At 63.3% G+C, this 23,497-nt stretch carries 21 protein-coding genes and 1 tRNA gene; 13 read left to right on the top strand and 9 right to left on the bottom strand.

Annotated elements, in window-relative coordinates:
- Window positions 1-134 precede the first annotated feature (134 nt).
- Window positions 135-1,079, top strand: coding sequence for a DUF6414 family protein (locus tag QSK25_RS27725; protein WP_285642560.1), 945 nt, complete (start codon window positions 135-137; stop codon window positions 1,077-1,079).
- An 8-nt stretch (window positions 1,080-1,087) separates the two neighbouring features.
- The gene (locus tag QSK25_RS27720; protein ID WP_285642558.1) at window positions 1,088-1,576 is read left to right on the top strand and encodes a hypothetical protein; all 489 of its coding nucleotides are present in this window, start codon (window positions 1,088-1,090) and stop codon (window positions 1,574-1,576) included.
- Between the two features lie 591 nt (window positions 1,577-2,167).
- Here QSK25_RS27720 and QSK25_RS27715 read toward each other — a convergent pair.
- The gene (locus tag QSK25_RS27715; RefSeq protein ID WP_285642557.1) at window positions 2,168-4,354 is read right to left on the bottom strand and encodes a CHAT domain-containing protein; all 2,187 of its coding nucleotides are present in this window, start codon (window positions 4,352-4,354) and stop codon (window positions 2,168-2,170) included.
- A 133-nt stretch (window positions 4,355-4,487) separates the two neighbouring features.
- Between QSK25_RS27715 and QSK25_RS27710 the strand changes: the two genes are divergently transcribed.
- Window positions 4,488-5,060 carry an NUDIX hydrolase gene (locus tag QSK25_RS27710; RefSeq protein WP_285642554.1) on the top strand — a complete coding sequence of 191 codons (573 nt, stop codon included), beginning with the start codon at window positions 4,488-4,490 and terminating at the stop codon, window positions 5,058-5,060.
- On the opposite strand, the gene QSK25_RS27705 is transcribed toward QSK25_RS27710, so the two are convergent.
- Entirely contained in the window at window positions 5,028-6,119 is a 1,092-nt protein-coding gene (locus QSK25_RS27705) for an NsdA family TPR-like regulatory protein (protein ID WP_285642552.1), read from the bottom strand. The two genes, QSK25_RS27710 and QSK25_RS27705, sit on opposite strands and share 33 nt — an antisense overlap.
- A 227-nt stretch (window positions 6,120-6,346) precedes the next feature.
- Window positions 6,347-6,721 carry a hypothetical protein gene (locus QSK25_RS27700; protein WP_285642550.1) on the bottom strand — a complete coding sequence of 125 codons (375 nt, stop codon included), beginning with the start codon at window positions 6,719-6,721 and terminating at the stop codon, window positions 6,347-6,349.
- A gap of 104 nt (window positions 6,722-6,825) precedes the next feature.
- Between QSK25_RS27700 and QSK25_RS27695 the strand changes: the two genes are divergently transcribed.
- Genes QSK25_RS27695 through QSK25_RS27675 form a run of 5 tightly spaced genes read left to right on the top strand, consistent with a single transcriptional unit; the run spans window position 6,826 to window position 10,807 of the window.
- On the top strand, window positions 6,826-7,158 hold the full coding sequence (locus QSK25_RS27695) for a helix-turn-helix domain-containing protein (protein WP_285642549.1): 333 nt from the start codon (window positions 6,826-6,828) through the stop codon (window positions 7,156-7,158).
- Window positions 7,155-7,493 carry a WhiB family transcriptional regulator gene (locus QSK25_RS27690; protein WP_352236421.1) on the top strand — a complete coding sequence of 113 codons (339 nt, stop codon included), beginning with the start codon at window positions 7,155-7,157 and terminating at the stop codon, window positions 7,491-7,493. The genes QSK25_RS27695 and QSK25_RS27690 overlap by 4 nt, the downstream gene beginning before the upstream one ends.
- Window positions 7,490-7,819, top strand: a complete 330-nt coding sequence (locus tag QSK25_RS27685; RefSeq protein ID WP_285642546.1) for a hypothetical protein — start codon at window positions 7,490-7,492, stop codon at window positions 7,817-7,819. Before QSK25_RS27690 ends, QSK25_RS27685 begins: the two co-directional genes overlap by 4 nt.
- Window positions 7,816-8,661, top strand: coding sequence for a hypothetical protein (locus tag QSK25_RS27680; protein ID WP_285642545.1), 846 nt, complete (start codon window positions 7,816-7,818; stop codon window positions 8,659-8,661). The genes QSK25_RS27685 and QSK25_RS27680 overlap by 4 nt, the downstream gene beginning before the upstream one ends.
- Window positions 8,648-10,807: an FtsK/SpoIIIE domain-containing protein gene (locus QSK25_RS27675; RefSeq protein ID WP_285642544.1), complete on the top strand. Its 2,160-nt coding sequence runs from the start codon at window positions 8,648-8,650 to the stop codon at window positions 10,805-10,807. The genes QSK25_RS27680 and QSK25_RS27675 overlap by 14 nt, the downstream gene beginning before the upstream one ends.
- A 241-nt stretch (window positions 10,808-11,048) precedes the next feature.
- Here QSK25_RS27675 and QSK25_RS27670 read toward each other — a convergent pair whose 3' ends face one another.
- From QSK25_RS27670 to QSK25_RS27660, 3 genes are all read right to left on the bottom strand, one after another.
- Window positions 11,049-11,930 carry a helix-turn-helix domain-containing protein gene (locus tag QSK25_RS27670; protein WP_285642543.1) on the bottom strand — a complete coding sequence of 294 codons (882 nt, stop codon included), beginning with the start codon at window positions 11,928-11,930 and terminating at the stop codon, window positions 11,049-11,051.
- 86 nt (window positions 11,931-12,016) lie between these two features.
- Complete coding sequence (locus tag QSK25_RS27665) at window positions 12,017-12,904, bottom strand: helix-turn-helix domain-containing protein (RefSeq protein ID WP_285642542.1); 888 nt, start codon at window positions 12,902-12,904, stop codon at window positions 12,017-12,019.
- Window positions 12,905-12,908: 4 nt separating this feature from the next.
- Window positions 12,909-13,211 carry an AMED_5909 family protein gene (locus QSK25_RS27660; protein WP_285642541.1) on the bottom strand — a complete coding sequence of 101 codons (303 nt, stop codon included), beginning with the start codon at window positions 13,209-13,211 and terminating at the stop codon, window positions 12,909-12,911.
- Between the two features lie 149 nt (window positions 13,212-13,360).
- Between QSK25_RS27660 and QSK25_RS27655 the strand changes: the two genes are divergently transcribed.
- Window positions 13,361-14,518 (top strand): NsdA family TPR-like regulatory protein, encoded by a 1,158-nt coding sequence (locus QSK25_RS27655; RefSeq protein ID WP_285642537.1) that lies wholly within the window; start codon window positions 13,361-13,363, stop codon window positions 14,516-14,518.
- A gap of 709 nt (window positions 14,519-15,227) precedes the next feature.
- On the opposite strand, the gene QSK25_RS27650 is transcribed toward QSK25_RS27655, so the two are convergent.
- A complete protein-coding gene (locus QSK25_RS27650; protein WP_285642535.1) occupies window positions 15,228-16,802 on the bottom strand; it encodes a site-specific integrase in 1,575 nt (524 codons plus the stop codon).
- Window positions 16,803-16,938: 136 nt separating this feature from the next.
- Window positions 16,939-17,014 (bottom strand) — tRNA-Arg (locus QSK25_RS27645).
- Between the two features lie 172 nt (window positions 17,015-17,186).
- Here QSK25_RS27645 and QSK25_RS27640 point away from each other — a divergent pair.
- From QSK25_RS27640 to QSK25_RS27625, 4 genes are read left to right on the top strand one after another with little or no spacing between them, the layout of a single operon-like run.
- Entirely contained in the window at window positions 17,187-18,023 is an 837-nt protein-coding gene (locus QSK25_RS27640; protein ID WP_285642533.1) for a hypothetical protein, read from the top strand.
- A 10-nt stretch (window positions 18,024-18,033) separates the two neighbouring features.
- Window positions 18,034-18,771 carry an FkbM family methyltransferase gene (locus QSK25_RS27635; RefSeq protein ID WP_285642532.1) on the top strand — a complete coding sequence of 246 codons (738 nt, stop codon included), beginning with the start codon at window positions 18,034-18,036 and terminating at the stop codon, window positions 18,769-18,771.
- Between the two features lie 47 nt (window positions 18,772-18,818).
- Complete coding sequence (locus QSK25_RS27630) at window positions 18,819-19,601, top strand: hypothetical protein (RefSeq protein WP_285642531.1); 783 nt, start codon at window positions 18,819-18,821, stop codon at window positions 19,599-19,601.
- 8 nt (window positions 19,602-19,609) lie between these two features.
- Window positions 19,610-20,029: a hypothetical protein gene (locus QSK25_RS27625; protein WP_285642529.1), complete on the top strand. Its 420-nt coding sequence runs from the start codon at window positions 19,610-19,612 to the stop codon at window positions 20,027-20,029.
- Window positions 20,030-20,075: 46 nt separating this feature from the next.
- Here the strand turns inward: QSK25_RS27625 and QSK25_RS27620 are convergent, their stop codons facing one another.
- Window positions 20,076-23,276, bottom strand: a complete 3,201-nt coding sequence (locus tag QSK25_RS27620; protein ID WP_285642527.1) for a penicillin acylase family protein — start codon at window positions 23,274-23,276, stop codon at window positions 20,076-20,078.
- Window positions 23,277-23,497: the final 221 nt, after the last annotated feature.

Here is a 23,497-nt window from a genome sequence, read left to right as displayed (position 1 = left end):
GCGGCCCTCTGGTTGAGTGCGAGCCAGGGGGCTGAACGCGTTGCGGTCATTTAGACGGGCCGTTCTTGATCATCAGCGGTAGTTGTTGTTGCATGTATGATTGTGACACCAATCTCGCGCCGGAAGTAGGACGCATGTTTAAGCGCAAGAAGAAGCCGATCGAATCGGTCTGCCGGGTTGCCGACCTGGTGCACCCTACCTATCTCAACACGCCGATGCTGATTAACTTTCTTGCGAGCATCGATGATGGGGTGTCGTTCTCAAGTGATGTGGCGCAGAAGTATGACCGCATCCGGAAGACGACCGGCGAAGGCACCGCATCGGGGGCTGTGCCAAGTGTTGCAAGCTTGCTTGGCTTGAATCTCTCTGCGTCCGGAAAGCTGTCGCATGAGCGAAATAATCAGGAAACCACCGAAAGCAAGTTCGTTCGACAGCACACTGCGGCTTCGCTCTTCAACCGATTGCGAACGACGCTCGATAAAGCGAAGCTTATCAAGGTTGTGACATCAATTGAAGACCTCCAGAAAGTGCAGCCTGGAGCGCTCATTGAGTGCGCTGGGGTCATTGAGAAGAATCCGATGGATGTAGTCGCGGATCTTTACGAGGATGCTCGCCCGTATTTTCTCCAGCAGAAACGGATGGAAATACGCAAAGATGATGAGTCTCTGTCTGAGGACGAGGTGCGAGAGGAAGCGGACAGAGAAATCATCGACATGGATGAGATCTTCAAGGTAGTGGCTGAGGATGTTCGAAAGTCGAAAGTTGTCGATCTTCCAATGACTATCGCCGGCGTGCAAATTCGAGCGGTGCTTGCTGCTAGTCGCGAGTATTTTACGGATGAGGTTGAAGCGTCGCTTCTCGGCGGCGAGTTCAAGGTGCTCGGCAAGGTCACGCGTGCTGAAGTTGTCGAGGGTAAGAAGCTCACGACGGTTCGCCGAGGTGTGATCGGCTTGATTGGCGAAGAGCGGCTTGAGCTTTTGATGAACTCTATGGCGAACACTGATATCGAGCTGAAGATCCCAGAAGTGGCAGTAAAGAGCCCTTGGGTGCAGATTGTTCCGCTTGCCATCTATATCTAAGAGGGTCAATGGATTACGAGTCGACCGAGGATAGTGGTGACGATGGGAAGCGTGATCGACAGAGTCTCAATGGGGATTCTGAAAAACTCTCTGAGCGCGAGGAGCTGCTTGAGGAGTGGTTTCGCCATGCTTCTCTGATTGAAAGGCATGAAAACTCGGTTAGGTCATGGAATTTTCGGATGAGGCCCGTTGGCTTCAGTGCCGCGCTTGGCAGCATGCGCATCATGCAATTTTTCGTGTGCTGGCACCTCGTTGCGGGAGTTTCTGGCGTGCTCATCACGGTGCTCTGGGTGAGCAATCGAGCGCTTGGTATTGCGTTGATCGTCGGTTCGCTCTTTGCTTTTGGTAGCTTTATGTCACAGGTGTGGGCTCAGGCGGTAACAAGGGAGCGCGAATTTATTGCAAAAGTGCGAATGGAAGAAAGTCTAGAAGAGGTGCGTGAGGCGTTGAAGAAAGAGCAAGAGCTACGTCGGCGAATACTCGACGAAGACTTTTGACTCCTAGAGCGTTTGTGTTGGCCGATTTTCGACCCTTATAGAGTTATTCGTTCAGTCTGCGCCGGACGAGACGTCCGGCCACCGGAGGGCTGTTGGCGAGCTAGGTCTCATGGTTCGAGATCTTCGAGCGGCCGACGTCCGGGCTCATCTGGTCAAGTGGTGTCGCGTAGGGGCCGGCGCTCAGGCTTCCGCTCGCGCAGGAGTTCTCGGCGAGCGTTGGTTGGTCCTGGATGGCAAGGGCCTGGTCATGGGTTGGCTGGTTTCGCGATGGTTTCGCAGACGGCGGCAAACAGGGGCGGATTCCCGCTGACGCTGACTGGTCAAAAAGATCAAGCCCTGACCGCGTTGCCGCTGGTCAGAGCTTGATTTCACCCGGCGAAAGGTGGTGCCCCAGGCAGGATTCGAACCTGCGACACACGGTTTAGGAATGTGCTGATCAAGGGTGGATCGCGCTTCTACCTGCGTCGATAGGTCGGCTCATGCTCGCACCATGGGCTGCGTGGTCTCGATTTAGCCACAGTTCGCACCACGAACCGCACCATGGCTGGAGGTCATGGCGTGACTTGCCGGCCGAGGGCGTGCCTGTGCGACTCACGACGACTGTGCCCGCTGATCCTTGCTGCCATCCTTGGCTGTCTGCGGGGACATGCGATCGCGGAGATAGACGCGCTCTGGCCATCCATAAAATGTGTAGAACATTGACTCTGGGACGTAGCGCGGGGATCGCATCCAGGTTCTGAATTTATCGCCGATTCCGTGCTCCACGGCGATTTCTTCAAGCACCTTCTCGGTGTCTTCGTATATGTGAGTCATGCGTAGTCGTCCGTTTGCGCGATTGTTCATGAACTCAAATACGGCGGACTCGCCCCGTGTGCCGCCGCCTAGCCAGGAAAGCAAACCCTTTGCGCCTCGTGCGATATCATTTATTGCGTTTCCGGCCTGAGTGTATTGCCATACGTCGAGTAGACTAGCAAAGCTGTCTTCCTGTGCAGCATGTGATGCAGCGATGTTGACGAAGAACCGACCCATGAGAATTGCGTTGTGGAAAACGTCAACCGGAACCTGTGTTCCGAGCACCGCTGTTGCGCCTTCTCGGATGAGAAGATCGGCAATGCTGACAGTGCCCGTGCCTCTTGGGGAAACCTGGCACGCGCTCAGAATTACTACGGGCGGGAGCGGGTCCAACCCTAGGCCGAGATAGAGGTCTCCACCTATCTCGATCCCCGCTGCGTTGGTCTCTTTGCTTGCGCCGCCATGCGCGCTGATCACCAGTATGTCCGGCTTGTGCTTGTCAATTGCTTCTCGAAGTTTGGCGACTGACGGAGTTTCGGCAATCTCGATTGATAGATCAAAGCCGAAATTTTGCAATCCCTCTTGTGACGCTTTCCAGCCTGCCCTGGAGACTCTGCCGACAGGGTCAGAGTCATCGATGCATTCTGCAACCAGGATCTTTGGGTTTTTCCTAAGCTGTCGCGGCAGGACGTGGCCCAGTTCCAGTTGAAGCGCGCGGGTCAACGGCAGTATCGGCCTGTATGAAATAGGCTTCCAGCATTGCAAAGGGGAGGAACCGACAGGTGGAGTGAGTAGGCCGATTGGAAAGTTCGTGAATGCGGTGATGTGGGAAGCGCGAGCGACTGCGCCGATGAGGGGCTCGGTCCAAATGGAGGCCGTGGCGGCGTTTAGTCTTTCAAGCAGCTTCCAGACTTTGATCCCCTGGATACGTCTAGAACGCATAGCGTCGACGAAATGTTGCTCGATCTGCGATAGAATGACAAAGGCTTCTTGAGGAACACTACCTAGCATCAGCCCAACTCCACCGCGGGCGATCGATTGATGTGTGGCGAGGAGCTCAATGGTGGCTCTCTCGATCATAGAGTCAGAACGCTCTGCCATATCTGTAGACCAGGTGTCAGTGGCGTCGATTGCCGCGAGTGGAACGATTCGCTCGTGCAAGCTGCGGTCAAATGCGATCCGGTGATACCGGGCGGGAACTCCGGGCAGCGCAATAGTGACCGGAAAGTGCAGATCCTGGATCTCGCGGGCTATGTAACTCTTGATGAGTTCCTCGTGCTTCTCTTCTGGTACTGAGTCTGCTTCCATCCGTGCTGTTGCTGCCGTGATGAGTTGAAGGTTTAGCGTGAGGTGGAGCCGATTGTCTTCATCATTCTCTGGAGGGTCAACCTCGAAATGCATTTGGCGTGCAAGAAACTTATGCGGAAGATCCGCCGGCGCAAGGTCCATTCTTCGAGTCAATTTGATCGACTGTTCTAGAGGCTCCCGCTCTGGAACAAGCTTTTTGTGAAGTTCGGACCAGTGATGGTCAAGTAGTTCCTGGCTTAGTTCGGATTGAGTCTTCAGCGGGAGGAGGAAGTCAAGCCCTTCAATTTCCTGACTGACCTTATCGCGATCTTCGTCTAGGCATATTGCGAGCGTCGGTACATACGAGCTTGTGAGATTCTTGATTTGCTCGCCATTGATCATTCCGATTGGGATGATTTTGATATGGTGGTCGAGATGAAGCGCTTGGCTCCTGATGAGATCGAATGCGGGTATGTCAATGAGCTGGTAGAACGTGTTTGGAAGATGCAGGCAATACCAGAGCGATGCGAGTATCTTGGCCACATCAGTGTCGAACCCGTGTGGCGCCGTAACGCCCGTTTCGGCTGTTACTTGCTCGTATGCGAGAGCGGAGTAGAGGTTTTCGGCGTTCTTGCCTGTAGGGAAGAACACCAAGTACAGAGGCGGTCGCTCGAACAATGCGCGCGTTTCGTCGTTCATCGGACGAGACCTCTTCTGTGGGTGTCGGGTGTCCAGGCTGCTAGCTCGCCAGCGAGTCGGTGATGACCTAGTGGCACACTGTGTATCGCCTGTTCGCCTGGTTTCGTAACTCTGCGCCTAGTACGCTCTCGGAGTGACGGAGCCACCTGAGGAACTGAAATGGAAAGTGCATGGTCGACGGTCGGTTTACGACAATCGGTGGGTCAAAGTTGATCTCGTCGACGTCGAGCCGCCGGATGGCAGTAGGTTTGAGCACCATGTAGTGCGGCTTGACCACGTAGCGGTTGCGCTTCTCGTGAATGAGCGCGATGAAGTACTAACACTCTGGCGATACAGGTTCGCTGTTGACCAGTGGGGCTACGAGCTAATTGGTGGCCTGGTTGAAGAGGGTGAAGAGCCAGAGGTCACTGCGGCCCGTGAAGCTGTGGAAGAAACCGGCTGGAAGCCAATCGGTGAGCCGGAACACATTGGTACATTTCAGCCGTTGCCAGGGATTATCGATTCACCGGTCGATGCGTATGTTTGGCGGGCGGCTGAGAAGGTCGGGGAGCCGACGGACGGTGAGGAGGCAGCGCGCATCGAGTGGATTCCGGTTGATCGCGCTCTTGACCTGGTTCGTCGCGGCGAGGTGCTTGGCTCTGGGGCGATTGTGCCGCTGTTGTACTACCTAGCTTCACGTGCTGGGGCCTCGTCTGGGAGCAGGTAGTTCGAGGTTTGCAAGCCGCCGTTGCTGGCGATCGGACTTGATGCGGGACGCGAGTTGTCGTGCTGTACGCGCGTACCTGAGTGCTCCCCGACTGTCGCCGGCAGCGGCGTATGCGAACGCAAGATCCACATAGAGGTTGGTCTGACCGCGCACCGCGTTGAGTCCGGGCGTGGCAAGACCTCGAACTGCGGCTTCAAGTTGGTTGATCGCGTCCTGATCCCCCAGCCGGAGAAGCGAGCTGCCGCGCCAACGCACGAGCTGCCCATCGTTAAGGAGCAGGAAGGGCATCTCGGGATCGACGGGATTTGCTGGCAGCAAAGCGCTTGCGTCATCGAACGCGCGCAGCGCAGCGTCCCGTTGACCGTCAGCGGCGAGCCCTTCGCCGTGTGCCGCGGCGAGCCATGATTGGAGCAGCGACGGTGCGCGGTTCTCCGCGACGTACCGCGCGTACTCCAGTAGTTCGACGGCTTCGGCAGGCTGTCCGATGTCGAGCAGGATCACCGCTTGCTGGGCGGCCGCGTGTGCCAAGAGGTGTGGCGAGTCGGCTTCACGCGCAGAGACTTTCGCGTCCTCGTGGTACTGCCACGACTGAAGCTGTGAGCCCCTGTCGAGGGCTGTCCAGCCGGCGAGCGTTCGCGCGTCCGTGAGGATCGCGGCGAGGCGTTCACGGTGACGTGAGCTCACGCTGAACGTGCGGTAGTCCTCGATCTGGCGCACGAGGCTGTTCAGCTGGTCCAGGACCACGACGGCGCCGAACTTGTGGTCTGAGCTTCGCAGGTCGTTGACCTGTCGCTGGAACATGTCGAGCGTTGCGGGATCGATGCTGCGCGCGACGATCAGTCGTTCGCGTAGCTCTTCCGCGCTGTGGTTCTCGACCTCGGGCGGGAAGCCCAGCTCTTCGTTGGTTCGTCCGTAGAACTCGCGGAACAACCGTTGGTAGGCAGGATCGGTCACCTCTACGTGGCTATTCTCCCAGCGCGACATCATGATGAGCATTGATTGCTCTGTCGCCTGAGTGCTGCCGATCTGCTGCCCACGCGCCAGGAAGAACCTGACCACCTGCGCCTGCGTGTATCCGAGTGAGTCGCGGACTGCCCGCAGCCTCGATCGAGGCTGCTCACCGCGCTTCCTTGTCGCCACGTCCCCCCGTTCCCCAACGGTCGTGACCTGCGGACCTAACTCCTCCTAACAAGCGGCGTGATAGCCGCTGGCAATTATTTCGACCCCCTCTCCGGCTGTCTTCTGTTCACATGACAGCGACACCGAAACAAATCAGCGAAGGCGACCTAGTCCTTTCGATGACTCCCGTCATCGAGACGATTTGTCAGCGCTCCGACCTGGGCGCGAAGGCCGCGGAGTTCTCGAATAATCGTGTTGAGAAGTGGAACGAGCGGGTCCTCCGCGGCCGTGACCAGGGGTTCGGCTTCAGGCGGCGTCTTTCCTTGCAGCACCGCGGTCAGGTGCTGGGGGTGCCAGTCGAGGGCGATCGAAAGCGCTTCGAGCGTTCGACGGTTGCGGCGCCGTTGGATTCGTCCCTGTTGCATCTCGCGGACGATCGCAAGGGACACCCCGGATCTCGTCGCGAGTTCCTTCTGCTTCAAAGCCAGCTCTGCCGCGCGGGCATTCATTGCCTCCGCGACTGCCGACCAGTCCTCTGTCACGTACGCCTCCGGGCTCCGCCTTCAGCGCCGACGTTAGCGCGCGATCTCGCCTAAAAGCGGATCTAGCGCTGACATCGGCGGTGAATCGGCAAGAATCAACGCCAATGTCAGCGCTTTCGGAGAAGAAATCAGTTCTTTCGAAAGGGCTACATCTGATGAGTACTTCAGCTGTGGCGGGAAGCAACCCGCCGATCTTCTACACAGTCGCAGAGGCAGCGCGCATCCTGCGCGTGGACGTCGCGACCATCTACAGGGCGATCCGGGAGGACGCGTTTCCGGCGGTGCGCCTGCGCACTCGCTACGTGATCCCTGCACGTGCCGTTGAGGAGATCGTTCGGCAGGCGTCGGAGTCCGGCAGCGTCGTTGACGTCGCCCGGATGACGGCCGAGCGCCGGTCTGCTCGCGAGTTCGAGGCCAAGACCGGGGGTGCGTGGTGAACCCGGAGAACTACTACGAGGTGATCGCGGCCGAGCTCGACCGCTACGCGAAGGTCCCGGATGACGTGCTGCTGGAGATCGTGACGCGTGACGGCGCCTGCATGTGGTTGTGGGCGAACGAGGAAGAGCCGGAGTGGCAGAACGAGAACCTGACCGATCGGGAGTTGGCCGTGCGGCTGTGCGCGGGCTGCCCCATCCGCAACGTGTGCTTGGAGCTGGAGTTGCGCACGGCCGGTGCGGAGACGGTCGGGGTGTGGGGTGGGCTGTCGCAGGACGATCGACGCGCGCTCTACCGCGTGTGGAGGGCTCGCCGTGAAGGCGGTGAGCCGTCATGACGATCAACCTGACTCCCACGCAGATTCTCGCGGTACTGGGTGCGGTTGTTGTGGTGCTGTGGATCTGGCGAGCAAGCGCCCGTAGGGCGAAGGCCGCTGCGAGCGCAGCACGTACGGGTGCCCGGTTGCTCTCGCTCACCGGGCGGGTGCTCGTGATGGCCGGCGTCATCGTCGGGGTTCAGTGGGTGGTGATCACGCACCGGGGCGACACCGTGTTGTTGCTCGTGGTGCTTGGTCTTCCCGCGCTGTTCGCCGCGTACACGCTGACCCGTGCCCTCACGATCACGTCCTACGACAGTCCGCGTGGCAAGGGTGATCGGCGATGAGTGCGGTCACTCGGGTTCGGGAAGGGGTAGCCGCCTTCGGGCGGCTGCCCGCCGCCCCGGCGGCGCAGCAACTCGCCGCCGACGCTGCGGAGGCTGCGGAACTGAGGGCCTACGCGACGCATCCGGACGTGGTCGCTCTTCGCGTGGAACGGGTCCGGGCGGAGGTCGACCGGCTGTGCTGGGCGGGGATCGTGCTCGGGCTCGGGTTCACGATGACCAACGTGCAGAGCTTTGCGGCAGCGGGTACGCCGGCGTGGTCGTTGCCGTGGCTCGCTGCGTGGTTGCTCGATCCAACGGTGTCGCTGGTGCTGCTGGCGATCCTTCGGGCGGAGCAGGTGACGGCGCGGTACCGCGTGCGCACGGGTTCGTGGACTCGTCGTGCGAAGTGGTTCACGCTCGCCGCTACGTACGTCATGAACACGTGGCACTCGTGGGCGACTGGTTCGGTGTCCGGGGTGGTGCTGCACTCCGTTCCGCCGCTCGTGGTGTTTGTCGCGGCGGAGGCTGTCACGGACCTGCGGGACAAGCTCACGGAAGCCGTCACCGCGGCGTTCGCGGAAGCGGAACAGCAGGCGGTGCTGATCCCCGCGGTCAAGCCTCTGGCGTCCGCCGCTGCGGAGCCTGAGCCGCCGAAGGCCAAGCGCACCAACAAGAAAGTGTCTGCGCGCGTGTCCTCTGCGGACTATCTGGCCAAGGCTCGCGAACTGTGGACGCCTGAAGTCACGGTTAGTCCAGCGTGGGTTCGCGAAGTTACCGGGTGCTCTCGTGGCCTCTCGTCACGGCTGGCGTCGGTGCTGGCCGCGGAGATCGCCGAAGGTGGTGACGGCCATGAGCACCGATGATCAGGAGTTGGCTGTTACGGACCCGCGTCTGCCGGTGCGCGCGGTGCTCGAAGGTGAGTTCGTGAACGACGGTCCACGGGCGCCGCGCGCCACGTGGGTGCGCCGGTTCATGAACTGGTGGAAGCGTTCACCGCGCGTGCCGCTGTGGGCGAAGGATCGCGTTCACGCGGTGCAGGCCGCGAAGGATCTCGTGGTGGCTCTGCTGCGTTCACCGTTCCGGTTCCTCGGGGCGGTAGTGGGTGGCCTGATGGTCGCCGTCCGCTGGTGGCGGTCGTGGGTCACCGTGCGGGATTACCGGGAGGCAGCCGAGCAGTCGGAGAAGCTCGCGGACAAGTTCGGAGACATCCGTGAACTGACGCTCTTCCGGTGGAAGGTCACCGCGGCCGTGCTCGCAGGTGCGGCGATCGTCGGTGCCGTCGCCGATCTCGTGTACAGGCACCGAGCGCTGTGGATCGGTGGCGGTGTCGTTGCAGTGGCGCTCGCTGTCCTCGGTAGGAGGAAGGACGGCAGTCCTGGGCGTAAGGCGGTGCTTGCCGGACCGCGCACGTTGACGTGGACGATGGACCCTCAGGTGCTCGTGGACGCGTTCCGGGACGCGAAGCTGATCGGGAAGGACGAGACGCTGCGCCTGGTCGAGCGGGCGACCAGGCAGGGCGACGGGTGGGCCATCACCGTGGACCTACCGGCCACCCGCAAGGCCGCGGACGTCGTGAAGAACCGGGACGCTTTGGCCTCCGCGCTCGCGGTCGATGAGGTGCAGCTCATCGTGGAACGAGTCCGGGGAAACGGCGGTCACGCCGGCCGGGTGGCGATGTGGGTTGCTGATGAAGACCCGTACGCGGCACCTCCGTTGCGGACGCCCTTGCTCGCCGTGCAGAGGTGGGACGCCTGGCGGCCGTTGCCGTTCGGGCGGGACGCTCGTGATCGGCGGATCGACCTTCCGTTGGTGTGGACGTCGCTGCTCATCGGTGCGATTCCCCGGCAGGGCAAGACGATGGCTGCTCGACTGGTCGCTGCGGCCTTGATCTTGGACCCACACGTACGGCTGTACGTCGCTGACTTCAAGGCAGGAAAGGACTGGATTTCAGCGGCGCAGGTGGCGCACCGGTTCATGTCCGGCGACGACACAGAACACGTTCTGGCGCTCATTGACTGGCTCGTGGAACTCGTAGGTGAGGTCCAGGGGCGCTACCGACGGATGCAGGAGTTGGACGACCTCACGTGCCCGGAATCGAAGGTCACGCCGGACATGTCCCGTGATCGAGCGCTCGACATGCCGATCACGGCCGTGTTCATCGATGAGGTTCAGCTACCGCTGGAGGACCGGACTCCTGTTGAGGTGCAGGGAAAGAAACTCACGGCGGGGGAGTACATCGGCGAGTTGCTGACGTGGCTCGCCAAGAAGGCGCCGGCGGCCGGGCTGGTCCTGGTGCTCGCCACGCAGCGGCCGGACAGCAAGACCATCCCGTCCAAGCTGCGCGCGGTGCTCGGCTCACGGTTCGCGCTGCGGGTCATCGACTGGCGTGACAGCAACATCGTTCTGGGCGAGCAGATGAACACCCGCGGCTACGACAGCAGTCGACTGCTGCCGTCGCACAAGGGCGTGGGCATCCTGCGGCCGGACGGCGAGACGGAGGCAGGCGCCGATGTGCTCGCGCTGACCGTGCGCACGTTCTACATGCCGAACGAGGACTGGAGGGAGTTGTGCGAGCGCGGCCGTGGGCTGCGTGAGGCAGAGGGGACGTTGACTGGGCACGCGGCAGGGCAGGAGGCACGGCCGATGCTCGATCACGCTGCCGTCGCGAAGGCGATCGGTAGCGGAGTGTCGATGGCAGCAGAGGCTGTTCGCGCAGAGGAAGTTGAACTTCCTGAGCCTTTGGCGTCCGTTGTGGACTACGTAGCGGACGGAGGTGATAGCCGCGACTTCGTTCCCACGTCTGAGCTTGTGGAGGCGTTGGGGCTGGAGATGACCACGTTCGGCCGCGACATGGTGGAGTTGGGCTGCCGGTCGACTCGGGACCGCGTGGCTACGGCTGAAGGTGTGAGGCAGGTGCGCGGTTACGCCGTCGCCGATCTGCTCGCGGTTGCCGAGCGTCTGCGGGGCGCGGCTGTCATTGAAGGCGAGGTGATCGACGGTGAGCGCTGACCCGTCACAGCCTGTCCCGCGGACCCGTCACGCTGTCACAAGCTCTGTGACGGGTTCGAAACGGTGCTCTACCTGCGCGAACGATCCACCGTGACGGGTGTGACGCGTGACGGGTCGTCCCGTCACATGCGGCCGTCGCGGTACCCGATGACATGAAATCGGGTACCGCGACGGCCTTCGGGTGCCAGCCTTGGCGGGGCATGTGACGGAGGATGCCAAGGCCGGCCGTTCAGGGTGCCGCCTACGGCACTGGTGGGTGAGGCGCCTGCAACCCTGCGCTTAGGTCCGCAAGAGTCCATGCGTTCTCAGACAACTCGGCGATCAACTCCTTGGATTCGGCTTCGCTCAGGCTCGCGGCGGTGAGCGCGCTGATGACCAGGTGATAGCCCTCCACTGCGTCACTGGTTTCGGCGAACAGGCTTGAGTTCTCCGTGTCCACCCACACCAGCGGCTCGAACTTCCCGAAGGTCAAGAGGGTGAACGGTCCGGCCATACCCGCGTGTGCACCGCGTGCCGCAGGGACGATCCTGACGGTGGTGTTCGGTTGGTTAGCGGTGACGGCGAGGTGCTGCATCTGCCACGCGTGCACCTCGGGTCCGCCAACTTGCAGGCGCAACGCGGATTCGTGGACGAAGAACAGACGCTTAGCGTTGCTCGGCAGGGCCTGTTGCGTCTCAAGTTGTGCTTTGGCGCGCTCTTCGAGTTCTTCGCCGGGGATCGTGGCGGAGGCGCGCAGCACTTCGCGGAGGTAGTCGGCCGTCTGAAGGAAGAACGGGACCATGCTCGCGTGCCAACTGACGAGTGTCTTGGAGGCCTTCAGGTTCTCGAAGGCCGTGCGCAGCTTGATGGGCGGGCAAGCGCCGTGCTGCTGCCACCAACCACGGCCGTCGTGTCGTTGGGGGAACAGGTTCATCAAGTGGTCGGCTTCTGGCGACTTGGCGCGACAGACTCCCAGCAGTACAGCGACCTCGACCTGAGTGACCCCACCTTTGCCGTTCACGACATCCGAAACCTTGGACTCGTGACAGCCCATGATCGTTGCGATCTCACGTGAGCTGAGCCCGGTGCGTTCGATCAGCGCTCGAACTCCTGCCCCGAACTCGCGACCGCGTGCGGTGGACATTCTCTTTGGCATGTTTGGGTTCCCGCCTGGGCAGTATCCGTGCGCAGCCGACGCTGGCGACGTTCAGAGTTGTTGTCAGGCAACGGTTATTGCAGGGCCAGTGACGCTCGGCTGAGCCAGTGCGAAGAGTCTTGCCGCGACCTGACGACGTCGTTGAGCGCGAGAAGCGCGCGTTCGTACGGTGCGCGTTCAACGGCAGACTCAAGCCATACGTCGCCGTCGTGCAGCGTGCGGGTGAGGACGACGTCATCGAAGCGTGGTGCTCGGAAACGCATGACGGTGAACGACTGGTTCATCCCGAAGTACGGCCCTGCGCTGCTGTCCACTACGCCGAACTCGAAGCTTGTCCGTTCGGTGAGGTCTTCCAGGTGTCCAAGCTGTTCGATCATGGTCCGAGCTCCGCCGACGTTGTCCGTGAGAACAGCTTCGGTCACAAGAAGACGCACGTGTAGCGGTCCGTGGTTGCCCGGTCGTGCTGCTTCCTTGGCGTCCATGTCCAGCCGTGCCTGCACGCTCTGCTGCTGATCGAGATTGAGGCCGGTGGTTGCCGCACCTGCCTGGCACAGCGCCTCGTGATATGTGCTGATGCGGAACAGTTCGGGCACTACCTCGGACGCGATGATCAGTAGTTCGTTGGCCTCCGCCATGACGTCCCAAGGTGTCCACGTCAGACGAGCCCATGCGTCGCCGTTGATCCGGTCCCACATCAGAGGGTCGTTCGCCCGCTGTGCCACGCGGATGCAGAGTTCGATCTCGTCTTCCGGTGCGTGACACGCAGCGCCGATCCTCAGGACGTCGCTCGGGGATGGTCGTATCACGGCCCTGCTGATTTCGGAGATCGTTGCGGTGGAGTAGCCGACCAGTTCGCCCAACTCGGCGAGAGACCAGTTCCGGATGTGGCGCCATCCCAGGACGGTTCGGCCCAACGCACGTAGCTCCAGGCTTGCTCTGCCTTTGACGAGTTTCTGTGCCATGTCGTCAGCTCGCTTTGTCCACTGAGGATGAAGCCGCTGCCGTCTCCGTCTTCTTGGACTTGATCTGCTTGTCGAACTCTTCGCCGCGTTGCCGCTCGCACGTGGCCCACGCCGTTGCTTCGTGGAAGTGACCCCGGTCGATCTGGGCAACTTCGGTGTAGATGGCCGCGCTGCGTAGGTGGTAGTCACGCCACACGCGCGGGTCGGCCGTGCCTGGCCGCGGACGTGCACGGCTCAGTGCCTCGTGGGCCTGCATCAGCGTTTCTGCGCGTGCGGCTTTGGCCCACCAGTCTTCGTTCGACTTCACTGCTCATCACCTCAGATCATCACCTCGGAACCGCAGACATCAGCTTTCACGCGACTGACCTGAGGTGTAAATGACCTGGTATTGCCCTGGCATGCCATGATTGGACCTGAGCTAAGCAACGCTGACATTGGCGCATGAGAGGTCGACCGATGGGCTCGGCACGCGGGCAGGAACGGGCACAGACGCTGTTCGGCGAGCTGCTGCGGCAGCGCAGGCAGACCGCCGAAGAGTTCAGCGAGGCTGCCGAGGTGTTCGCGCGCGACCACGGACTGAAAGGCACGATCAGCCCTCGACACGTGCGCCGCTTGGCATCCGGCAAACGCGATGACGGCCGCGACCTTGGACCCGTCACGGCTGCGACTGGGCGTCTTCTCGAAGAGATGTTGGGCGTGCCGATCGAACGTCTGCTGGAGTCGGTCGAACAGGTCGCTCCCACGGCCACGGAAGATGAACTCGCGTTGCGTGCAAGGTTCGCGGCGAGTCGTGCCCTCGACCTGGGCACCGTGGGCTTGATGCGGCAGAAGCTCGACATCACTCGGGTCATTGACAGGAAACTGGGCGCGTCTGCTCTGCGCAGTGAGTTGTGCGCACAGATCGATCACATGGAGCGCGCACTCCGGGACGTGCTCGACCAACCGATTCGTGCAGCGTTGGCCGAACTCTTGGTAGACGCGGCTGCGCTTGCCGGGTGGCAGTCGCTCGACCAGGCACTGGTCAACGATTCTTGGAACCACTACGACACCGCGAAGGCCGCCGCTCGGGAAGCTAGGTCGGTCGAGCTTGAGGCGTATGCGTGCGCTGGGCAGGCCGTGGTTCTGCTTGACATCGGTGAAGCGGATGCCGCCGTGCAGTTGACGCGGCACGCGCTCGAACTTGCTCGTGGTCGAGTGCCGAGTCTGCTCTACTCGTGGCTGTCTGCGGGCTACGGCGAAGCGTGCGCCGCGAGCGGCGAGCGTGCACGATGTCTGATCGCGTTCGATGACGCTCTTCGGGCGATGCCGGCGCAGGTCGATGTATCGGAAACGCCGTACCTGGTGTTCGATTCCACGCACCTTGCACGGTGGCGCGGAAACGCGCTTGCTCGACTTGGCGACCCGGAAGCTATCGAGGTGCTCTCGGACGTTCTTGAGCGCCTCGATCCGACTTTTGCTCGCGCCGAGACCACACTCCGAGTGGATCTTGTCGAGGTGTTCACGGCAATCGGTGCCAAAGACGCAGCAGCCGCACACATTGAGCGTGCGCGGCTGCTAGCTGCTCGGGTTGGCTCGCGGAGGCAACAGAAGCGGCTTGCTGCACTCGCGGGCTGACGGCACATCAGATAGCAGCTGCCGAACGCGGCCGCGTATCACATCGCTGATGACTCACCTGGTTGTTGAGCTTGATCTACAGCGGGTCTCGCTTGTGTCCAATGAGGCACGACTGAACGCAATCGAGGGAAGGCGCGAACAGCCGGAGGGATCGCACTCTTGACGGCATTGGGTCCGTGAGTGTCGAGCACATGTTTGACAAGCAACAAATACACGACCCATCGCAGCAGCGCGCACACCGATGGAACTACAGCCGTGATCATTAAGAAGGTCGACATCCTCGTCCTTTGTCTCAACGAGGGTCGAGCCGAGAAGCTTTGACGATCTCAGGCGTCCTCAGCTCGACCAGCTCATGCTGGTTGAACCGAGGTCCGCCTCCGACGGGCTAGAACTCAAGTCGGCTCGCTAGGCCGATATCAGATCGCGGGCAAGGCTCACTCACGGGACGTATCCCAGTGCAGCCCCAAGCCGATCTGGCCTGGGTGGCAGGCGAGGCGTCGTCGGAATCCACCTGGCCCTAATGCCGAGACTCGGAAGTCCGCAGCTACTCCATTGTCCCGCAGTGAAGGGCGCGCGGCAACATTTTGTGTGCGACGCGCGTCACAGCCTCGCTGGTGCAACGGTGCTTGGAGCAACAGACTGTGCTTCGAGAGGAGGGCGGTGCGCAAAAGATCAACTAGCAGGTGAGTCGCAGGCGAGATCTGGTAGGTCACTCGGCCTTTCGCTTGCGTTTGATGATCACGACGTCTGCCACGTCAGGTTCTTCTCCTGGTGCGAGCACCACGGCACGTTTGCCGCGACTGGCGGTTACGAGTCCGGACGCCTTCAGTTCGGCTATGGCGCGGTTGGCAGTGCCTGCTGACACCCCATACCGCGCTTTCAGTTCGATGACCGTAGGGAGAAGGTCTCCGGGCTTGAGAGCGCCGCAGGTGATCGCTCCGCGCAAGTCGGCCGCGATCTTCTGGTACGGGTTGTCTGCTGCTGGTTCAAGAGTGGAGACCGGGGCACCGGAAATGTCGACCTTGATCGGCGGGGTGGGCATCCGTCCGCCGATGGTTCCTGCCGCGCGCTGGTCTGCTTCTGAGACCCATGCGGAATAGACGCGCAAGGTGGTTGCGCCTCCTCCGCCGTGGCCAAGTCGTCCGGCGACCGTGCGGACGTCCACACCGGACGCGATCAGTTCCGTCGCGGAGTAGTGGCGGAGCGAGTGAATGTGCATGTCCCAACCGAGCCGTGCGCACATACGGCGATATCGCTGCGTCACGGTGTCTGGCTTGATCCAGTCCGCGTGATCGAAGCCGGGGGAGAAGAGGCGACCGTCCTTCGCGACCTTCACGCCCAACTCGGCTGCCTTCGTCCCGCGGTACTGGAGGTACGCGCGTAGAAGCCCGACGGTTTCTTGGTCAAGTGCGATTCGGCGTTGCTGGTGGGTCTTGGTGTCCTTCTCCTCCGTGGCTGCGCCGTCCTGACTGATGCTGGTCTTGACCGGCAGTACGGCGTTCTCCAGGTCGAGCAGATCGAGGCGCAAGGCGCACATCTCGCCGCGTCGGGCGCCCGTGGTCATTGCCAACCACACGAACATTCCCCAGGAGAGGTCTTTGAAGGCCTCGTTGACGATGGCCGCCGCCTGTTCCGGCGTGGGTGGGTGAGGGTCGGCTGCGACGGGCCTAGGCGTCTCTGCCTGTGCGAGCGGATTCGTTGCGGTCCAACGCCATTTGACGGCCCGCTTCAGCGCACCGCTTAGACACCAGTGCACTTGTCGGATGGACGACTTCGCGAGTGGGTTGCACACGTGCGGCTTGCACTGCTGCTCCGCGCAGTCGTGGGGGTCGGTGGTCTTGTGCTTCTCGATGTACGGCCTGCCGTCGCAGTGGGCGCGGCAGCGGCGGAGCACGCTGTAGAACGAGTCCAGCGTCTCGCCGTTGAGCTTGCCTACCTGAAGCTTCCCGAGGATCGGCCGGATGTGGTTGCGGATATAGCCCTCGTAGCTCCTCCGCGTCTTCTTGTCGACGTCGAGCAGTTCGAGGTAGCGATCCATGAGCCGGTTGACCGTGGCCTTGGTCTTCGAGTTCCGCTGCTCATCGATCTCGTTGATGATCCGAGTGCGTGCCTTCTCGGCTTCTTTGTCAGCGTTCGGACCGGCCGGGATGGTCTCGGTGATGTAGTGCCGACGACCGCTGATCGGGTCGATGCCGGCGTAGACCTTGACGCGCAGCGAACCGCTCGGGAGGGGCTCGATCTCCCCTCGCTGGCGGCCCTTGGCGGGGCGCTTCGGGGTGCTCATGGTGCGAAACTACGCCGAACTCGCACCACGTCTAGCCCCACGAACGGGCGACGAGATCAACTTCAGTCCCGGCTAAAGACCAAGGGCTCCGACCTGTTTGCACTGGTCAGAGCCCTTAGTTTCACCCGGCGAAAGGTGGTGCCCCAGGCAGGATTCGAACCTGCGACACACGGTTTAGGAAACCGATGCTCTATCCCCTGAGCTACTAGGGCTGGCGACAGCAGTCTAGCGGGGTGCCGCTACCGAGTTGACCAGCGCCCCCGGCTAGCCGGCCGGCAGGGCTGCTCACGCACCGTGAGGAGTGCTGTCGGGGGCCTGCGGCCGTTGGAGGGAAGTGAGCCAGGCCACCTTCTGCCGGGCACAAACGTCAGGTAGGGAGGGCTTGTGAGCAGACCCTGGCCCGACTTCCGTCCTGGACCCCTTGGCGCCCTCAAGGCTTGGTGGCGGCGGCGGGTGCCGAGGCGTGGTGACGACATCACGTTCGTGCCGCCGGTGAGCAGCCATCAGCAGGAGTTCGAGACGCCCTTGGCCAGTGCGGTCTACGGGCTGGACTTCCAGCTCAAGCTGACGGTGGTGTGGCGGTTGGATCTGGCTACCGGGTTGCGGCACAACTCGCCCAAGAGTGCTGCCATCCACCACGTTTTGCAGCGGGCCAAGGAGATCAGCGGCAAGGCGATGTTGGTGCATCACGCCGCCCTGCAGGTGCAGTTGGGGGATGAGCTCGCCACTGAGCGGCAGGTGCCCGGCACTCATGTGTGGGCTCGGGCCGAGCAGGTGAAGATCAGCGTTGACGGCGACGACCTGGAGATGGCCAAGAAGCACGTCGAGCTGCTGCGCAACTCCACGCTCAAGTTGGCCGAGCGGGACGTCGAGCGGGCTGAGATCCGGTACCTGAGGGACGAGGTGCTGACGGACGTCGGCACGGCGACGATCTGGTGGTTGCAGCGCAACGGGTATCGGGTCGAGGAGGCCGTGCGGCTGGCCGATCAGCTGGGTGAGCTGGTGAAGATCGCGCAACGGGAGCCCAGTGCTCATTGGGCCGAGTCGTTGGTCAGCAGCGTGGAACGGGCCATGCCTGAGCTCGAGGACGCTCATCGGCGGGACCTGAAGGTGCACCTGGTCAAGGCCCTCAGCGTGTACGGAGGGGCTCGGGTGGCTGCCGAGTTCGCTGATCGGGTCGGGTTGCCTGCGGGCGAACGGCACTCGAACGGGCACGTCTAGGCTGGACCGGGTGTTGACCCAACTTCGCAGTGCCGCGGTTGTCGCCGGGTTGCGGGCGCTGGCCCGGCTCACGCCCTACGCCGAGGCGGAGCTCATCGGGCTCCGCAAGGTCGTCAAGCCTGGAGACGTCTGCGTGGACGTCGGGGCCGCGTTGGGGCTCTACACGGCGACGTTGTCCAGGCTGGTCGGTCCACAAGGGACTGTGCACAGCGTGGAGCCCCTGGTTTTCGCGCACCCCGCCCTTTCGTACGTCCTGCGGCCGCGGGAAGGGGCCAACATCGTGCGGCACTCGGTTGCGCTCGGGGCCGAGAAGCAGGGGCGCGAGGTCATGTCGGTTCCCGTGCGGCACGGGAGTCCGGTCACCGGGCGGTCGTTCCTCACGGTCGGCGCGAACGGGCTGGGGTCCAACGAGGAGTTCGACCAGCACCTGGACGTTCTGGTCAAGACGGACACGCTCGACCACTTCGTCGAGGAGCAGGGGATCACGAAGCTGGACTTCGTGAAGGCCGACGTCGAGGGGGCCGAGCTGAAAGTGCTCGAAGGGGCCGTCGAGACGATCGCGCGGCTCAAGCCGGCGTTCCTGCTCGAGATCGAGGAACGGCACGTGGAGCGCTTCGGGTACCACGCGAAGGACGTCGCGGACTTCCTCACCGGCCGCGGGTACCGGATGAGCACGTGGCACGGCAGCGAGTGGGTGCCCACCAACGTCATCGGGGACGACGTCAGGAACTACCTCTTCCGCGCTTAGGCCAGGCGAGCGAACCTGGGGTTGTCGTTGCACGGCGACGATCCGGGGTGCGTCTGACGGGTGTGCAGGAGAACTTGGAGATCGCCCGGCTGAGCCTCGGGCTGCTCGTCGCCGTCATGGTGCCCGTCGGGGTCGCCAGGCGTGGGCAACGGCTGTGGGTGTGCACGATCGTCGGCTTGGCGTACGCGGCTTACGTCGTGTTCCCGGTGGTGGACGGGGTGGCCGGCGTCGTCTGCTGGCTGTGTGCCGGCGTGGCGACCGCGCTCCTCGGCGTGCTGAGCCGCCGCGCCGGCGAGAAACCGGTGGTCGTACGGCCGCGGCGGTCGGCCCGTGACGTCGCACGGTGGTTCCGGCGGCAGTGGTGGCCGGTCACCTTGACGCTGGCCCTGGCCGGCACGTTGTTCGCGGCGCTGCTCACCAGCCGGGGTGCGAAGACGATGGACCTCGTGACCGGGGCGCTGGGCAACGACCGCTGGTCGGTCGTGCTGTCCGGGTTGATCACGGCCGTGTTCGTCGGTGACGACCTGATCCGCGCTGTGCTGAGGCCTTTCGTGCGGCAGCTCAAGGAGCACGGGGTCGACGTGGCCTCGCTCGCACCCACCAGCGCGCACATCGGATGGATGGAAAGGGCTCTGGTGTTCATCCTGGTCGCGGGTGGACAGGCGGATGCGGCGGCGCTGGCCATTACGATCAAAGCGTTGTTCCGGATCAGTACGGATCGCACCCGTGACTTCACCGAGTACTACCTGGTCGGCACGCTGACCAGCGTGGTGCTCGCGACGACCGTGGCGATCGTCGTGCGGCTCGGGCTGGGACTGTCGCCGCTCTGAAGGTTGTGATGAACAGGTTCTGGGAGCACGAGTACTTCCGCGCCCTGCTTGCCCTCGAGCTGCCGGTCGAGGACTTCGCGGTCACGGGAAGCGCGGTGCTGTACGCCCACGGCCTGATCGACGATCCCCGGGATCTCGACGTGCTGGCACGCGGCGCCGCGTGGGAACGGGCACGGAGGCTGGGTGAACCGAAACCGACTCCGCTGGCCGTGGGAGCCGAGATCACCTTGGGAGACATCCAGATCCTCGACAGGTGGTTTCCCGGCTGGAACACTGCGGCGCTCATCGACGAGGCGGATGTCCTGCACGGACTGAGGTTCGTGCGGCTCGGCGTCATCCGCGCGACCAAGGCGAGGTTGGGGCGACCGCGGGACCTCGAGCACGTCGCACTCATTGACGCGCACTTCGCAAAGTGGCCGGAAAAGTAGAGGACGCCGACCCCTGGGGGTGGATCGGCGTCCTCATCTCGAAGGCCTACAAGCTGTAGACCTCAAGCTCGTACAGGGAGTATCCGTACTGACCCGACCGTTGGGTACCGGTCATCCGGAGGTATCTCGCGTCCTGTGGTGAGAACGCTACGACATCCTCGCCGCCATCGCCAGCACTTGTGGAGAAAACGTTCCGCCAGTTCGTGCCGTCATTGGAAATCTCGATGCGGTAGCTCTTGCCGAACGCCGACTCCCAGCGCAACACGGCGCGACCGATCCGTTGCACAGAGCCAAGGTCTACCTGGATCCATTGGTTGTCGTTCCAGTCGCTGGCCCAGCGGGAGGTCGGGTTCCCGTCGACCGCGTGCGACGGCGGCAGGTTGTTCCAGCCCGTTTCGTGCGACGACGCGGTGGCCGCGCGACCCGCTGCCAGGTTGGTGGTGTTCTGGCCGCGGCGGGACGGGAACTGCGCGACCTGCTGGTACGTCGGGCGGTTCTGCCAGTGGATCTTGTCCTGGGTGATGCCGCCCATGGCGCGGTGGATGATCGTGTCGGCACACCACTGGTCGCCTGCGGCGCAGTCGGCGTCGCCCGGGTAGACGGTCGCAGCGGGCTTGGCCACGGCGGCGGACAGAGAAGCCACCAGGGCCGTGCGGCAGCCGGACAACGCGCCGCCACCGCAGTAGGACTGCGGGAACGCGCCCTGCACCGGGTCGCCCAGGACCTTGCGCAGGTCCTTGTCCACGTAACCCCACCAGCCGTACTGGAACGAGGAACCCTTGTGCGGCGCGGCACCGTGCGTGTCGGACGGTGACTCGTCCACCTGCTGCGCCGCCACGACGGCGTTGTACAACCCATCACCCAGCGATGGTTTGAACTGCGCCTCGACCAGCAACGGCCACCAGGCATCGAGAATCCGGATGGCTTCGGCGTGCCCGTAGGTCTTGCTGCCCTTCGCGGTCTCCTTGCGCAACGAGCCGGAGGCCTGCCACGCCTTCAACGCGCTCACGGCCGGGGCCAGCGAAGGATCGACGGGAGCGGACTCCACGACCCTGAGCAACTCGGGCAACACTTGCTCGGCCCGCAGGTCGGCCACGGCCGCCTCGGCCATCACGCGGGTCAGCGCGGCCCGGGTCACCTTCTGCCCGGACGCGAGCAGTGCCTTGACCCGGCGGTCCAGCAGGTCACCGCGGTGCACGGCGCTGTGACCGAACCCGCCGAACGTGAAGTCCTTGGCCTGCTTGTTGTTCCACGAGACGTAGTAGTCCTGGTTGATCGAGTTCGGGTGCGCGGCGAACGGCAGCACGGCGCTGACGTTCTCCTCGCCGTTCCAGTCCACCCACTCGTACTCGGCCCGGCCCCAGGTCGGCAGGTTCGGATCCACAGTGGACCGGCGCAGCGGGTTCAGGCCCGAGTTGAAGTACGCCGTGTCGCGGGAGTCCACGTAGAACCAGTTGAACGCGTACCCGATCTTGTGCGCCGCCCGCTGGAAGTCCGCGGCCGAGCGGATCGCCGAAGGATCGTTGAGCTCCTGGAACCCGATGATCGAGTCGACCTCGTGCATGTACGTCGACCGCAGTGTCGTGTACGCCACGACCTTCCCGCCCACGGTCGCCCGCGACGTCACCAGCCCGTACTTGGTCCGGTACATCACCAGCGTGTACGACCCGGCCGGCGTCCCGTCCGCGACGGTCGGCTTCCAGGCGTTACGACGCTCCAACCGCTCCATCGGCACACAAGCACCGTGGAACACGTACGACGTGGAAGCGGCAGAAGCAGGAGAACCATCGGCGTTGCACAGCTCGACGGCGTAGGTGTCGATGATGTCCTGGGCGGAGGAGGTCGCGCTCCACGAGTAGTCGACACCGCGGCCGAGCTGCACGTACATCGAGACGCCGGCGAACGACACCCCGCGCGAACGGATGCCGGGCCCGTTGAGCTCCTGCAGCATCAGCAACTGCGGCGCGAAGTACCCGGTCTGCGGCCCCCACACGGCGACGGGGTTGCCGGAGTCCGTGTGAGCACCCGACACCGCGAGGGCGTTCGACATGCCGTGCTTCTTGTTCAGCAGGTCGGGCGGCAACACCCCGTCCTCGAAGATCCCACGGGCCTTCGCGACCTCGGCGGACGCCGGAACGGCGACGGAGGCACCCGTCCCGCCCACCTCGTCGTAGACCATCCGCTCCGGCGTGACCGAACCGCCGTCCGGCAGCGCCACGCCCTGGGGCGAAGCAGGCGAGGCGGAGTACGGGAACGACTGTCCGTCGTGGAGGGTCAGCACGGCCTCGGGGTCGTTCTGCGCCCGGAACGCCCGCCACACCTGCTCACCGACCGCGGCGCCGTACCGGTTCTGCGCGGCCAGCTTCACCAGCGCCGACTGCACCTCACCGCCACCGCCCGCGCCGAACAGGCCGCCGACCACCGCGGCGATCGCCACCATGTCGGTCGACTTGAACGGCTGGATGTCGTTCCAGTTCGTGATCGCGTCGGCGTGCCCGGTCAGCACGTACTCGCCGGGGAAGTTCCGCGCGGCCACCGAAGCCGTCAGGTACGCGTTGATGCCCGAGATGTAGTCGTTGACGTCGGCCAGCGCCTGCCGTCCGCGCTCACCGCCGTTCGCCGCCGCCGAGTCGATCTGCCGCTGCAGGTCCTCCTCGGTGTACGGGATCTGGTTGTAGAAGCTCTGCTCCAGCACCCGGTTGGACGGCGCGCCGCCCGCGAACCCGGTCAGCTGGCCGCGGCCGAGGTGGCGGAACAGGTCCATCAGCCACAGCCGGTCCTGGCCGGCCGCGTACCCGGCGCCGAACATCGTCCCGGACCTCGTGGTGCCGGTGATGTGCGGCATGCCGATCTTCTTGTCCCGCACGATCGTCACGTCCGACCGCGGCTTCAGGGTGCTCTCCACCTGGTCCGACGGCACCCCGAACGACGCGTCGTTGAAGAAGTCGGTCAGCTGGGAGTTGGTCAGGCCGGAGTAACCGGACACCAGGGCGTCGTACTTGCCCAGCTGGTCGGCCGAGTGCGCGGGCCTGGTGCCGAACGCCTTGTGCGTGAGGATCTCGGCCAGCGTCGCGTTGCCGTTGTTGCCGGGCGGCACGATGTCGCCGCACTGCCCGAGACAGTAGTCGTCGGCGGCGAACGCGGCCGCGCGCGGCGGCTCCTCGGCGGCGGCGGTGGGAACGATCAGAAGGGAGGCGGTGACGGTGGCTGTCGCCAGCAGGGACGTCACCGGATTGGCTCTCCGCATCGCGCGAAGCTCCTCTCCGTGCAGGGCAGGGCTGTTGTGACGCACGTTACTTTCCGGTACAGCTATTGCGAAAGACCTTCGCGTTTTCCGTGACCCAGCTGACGCTTCTGTATCGGTACGGGAGCCCATTGAAAAGCCATATGGGCAGAAACGAGGCGAAGCGAGACATCTGAATCGGATTACCGAGGGTGGACTCGTGTTTCTGGTACGCCATTCCACTC

This window comes from Lentzea sp. NBRC 102530, assembly GCF_030269365.1.
Taxonomy (GTDB): Bacteria; Actinomycetota; Actinomycetes; order Mycobacteriales; family Pseudonocardiaceae; genus Lentzea.
The sequence above is the reverse complement of the archived record's forward strand: the minus strand, read 5'-3'. Positions and strand labels throughout refer to the sequence as shown.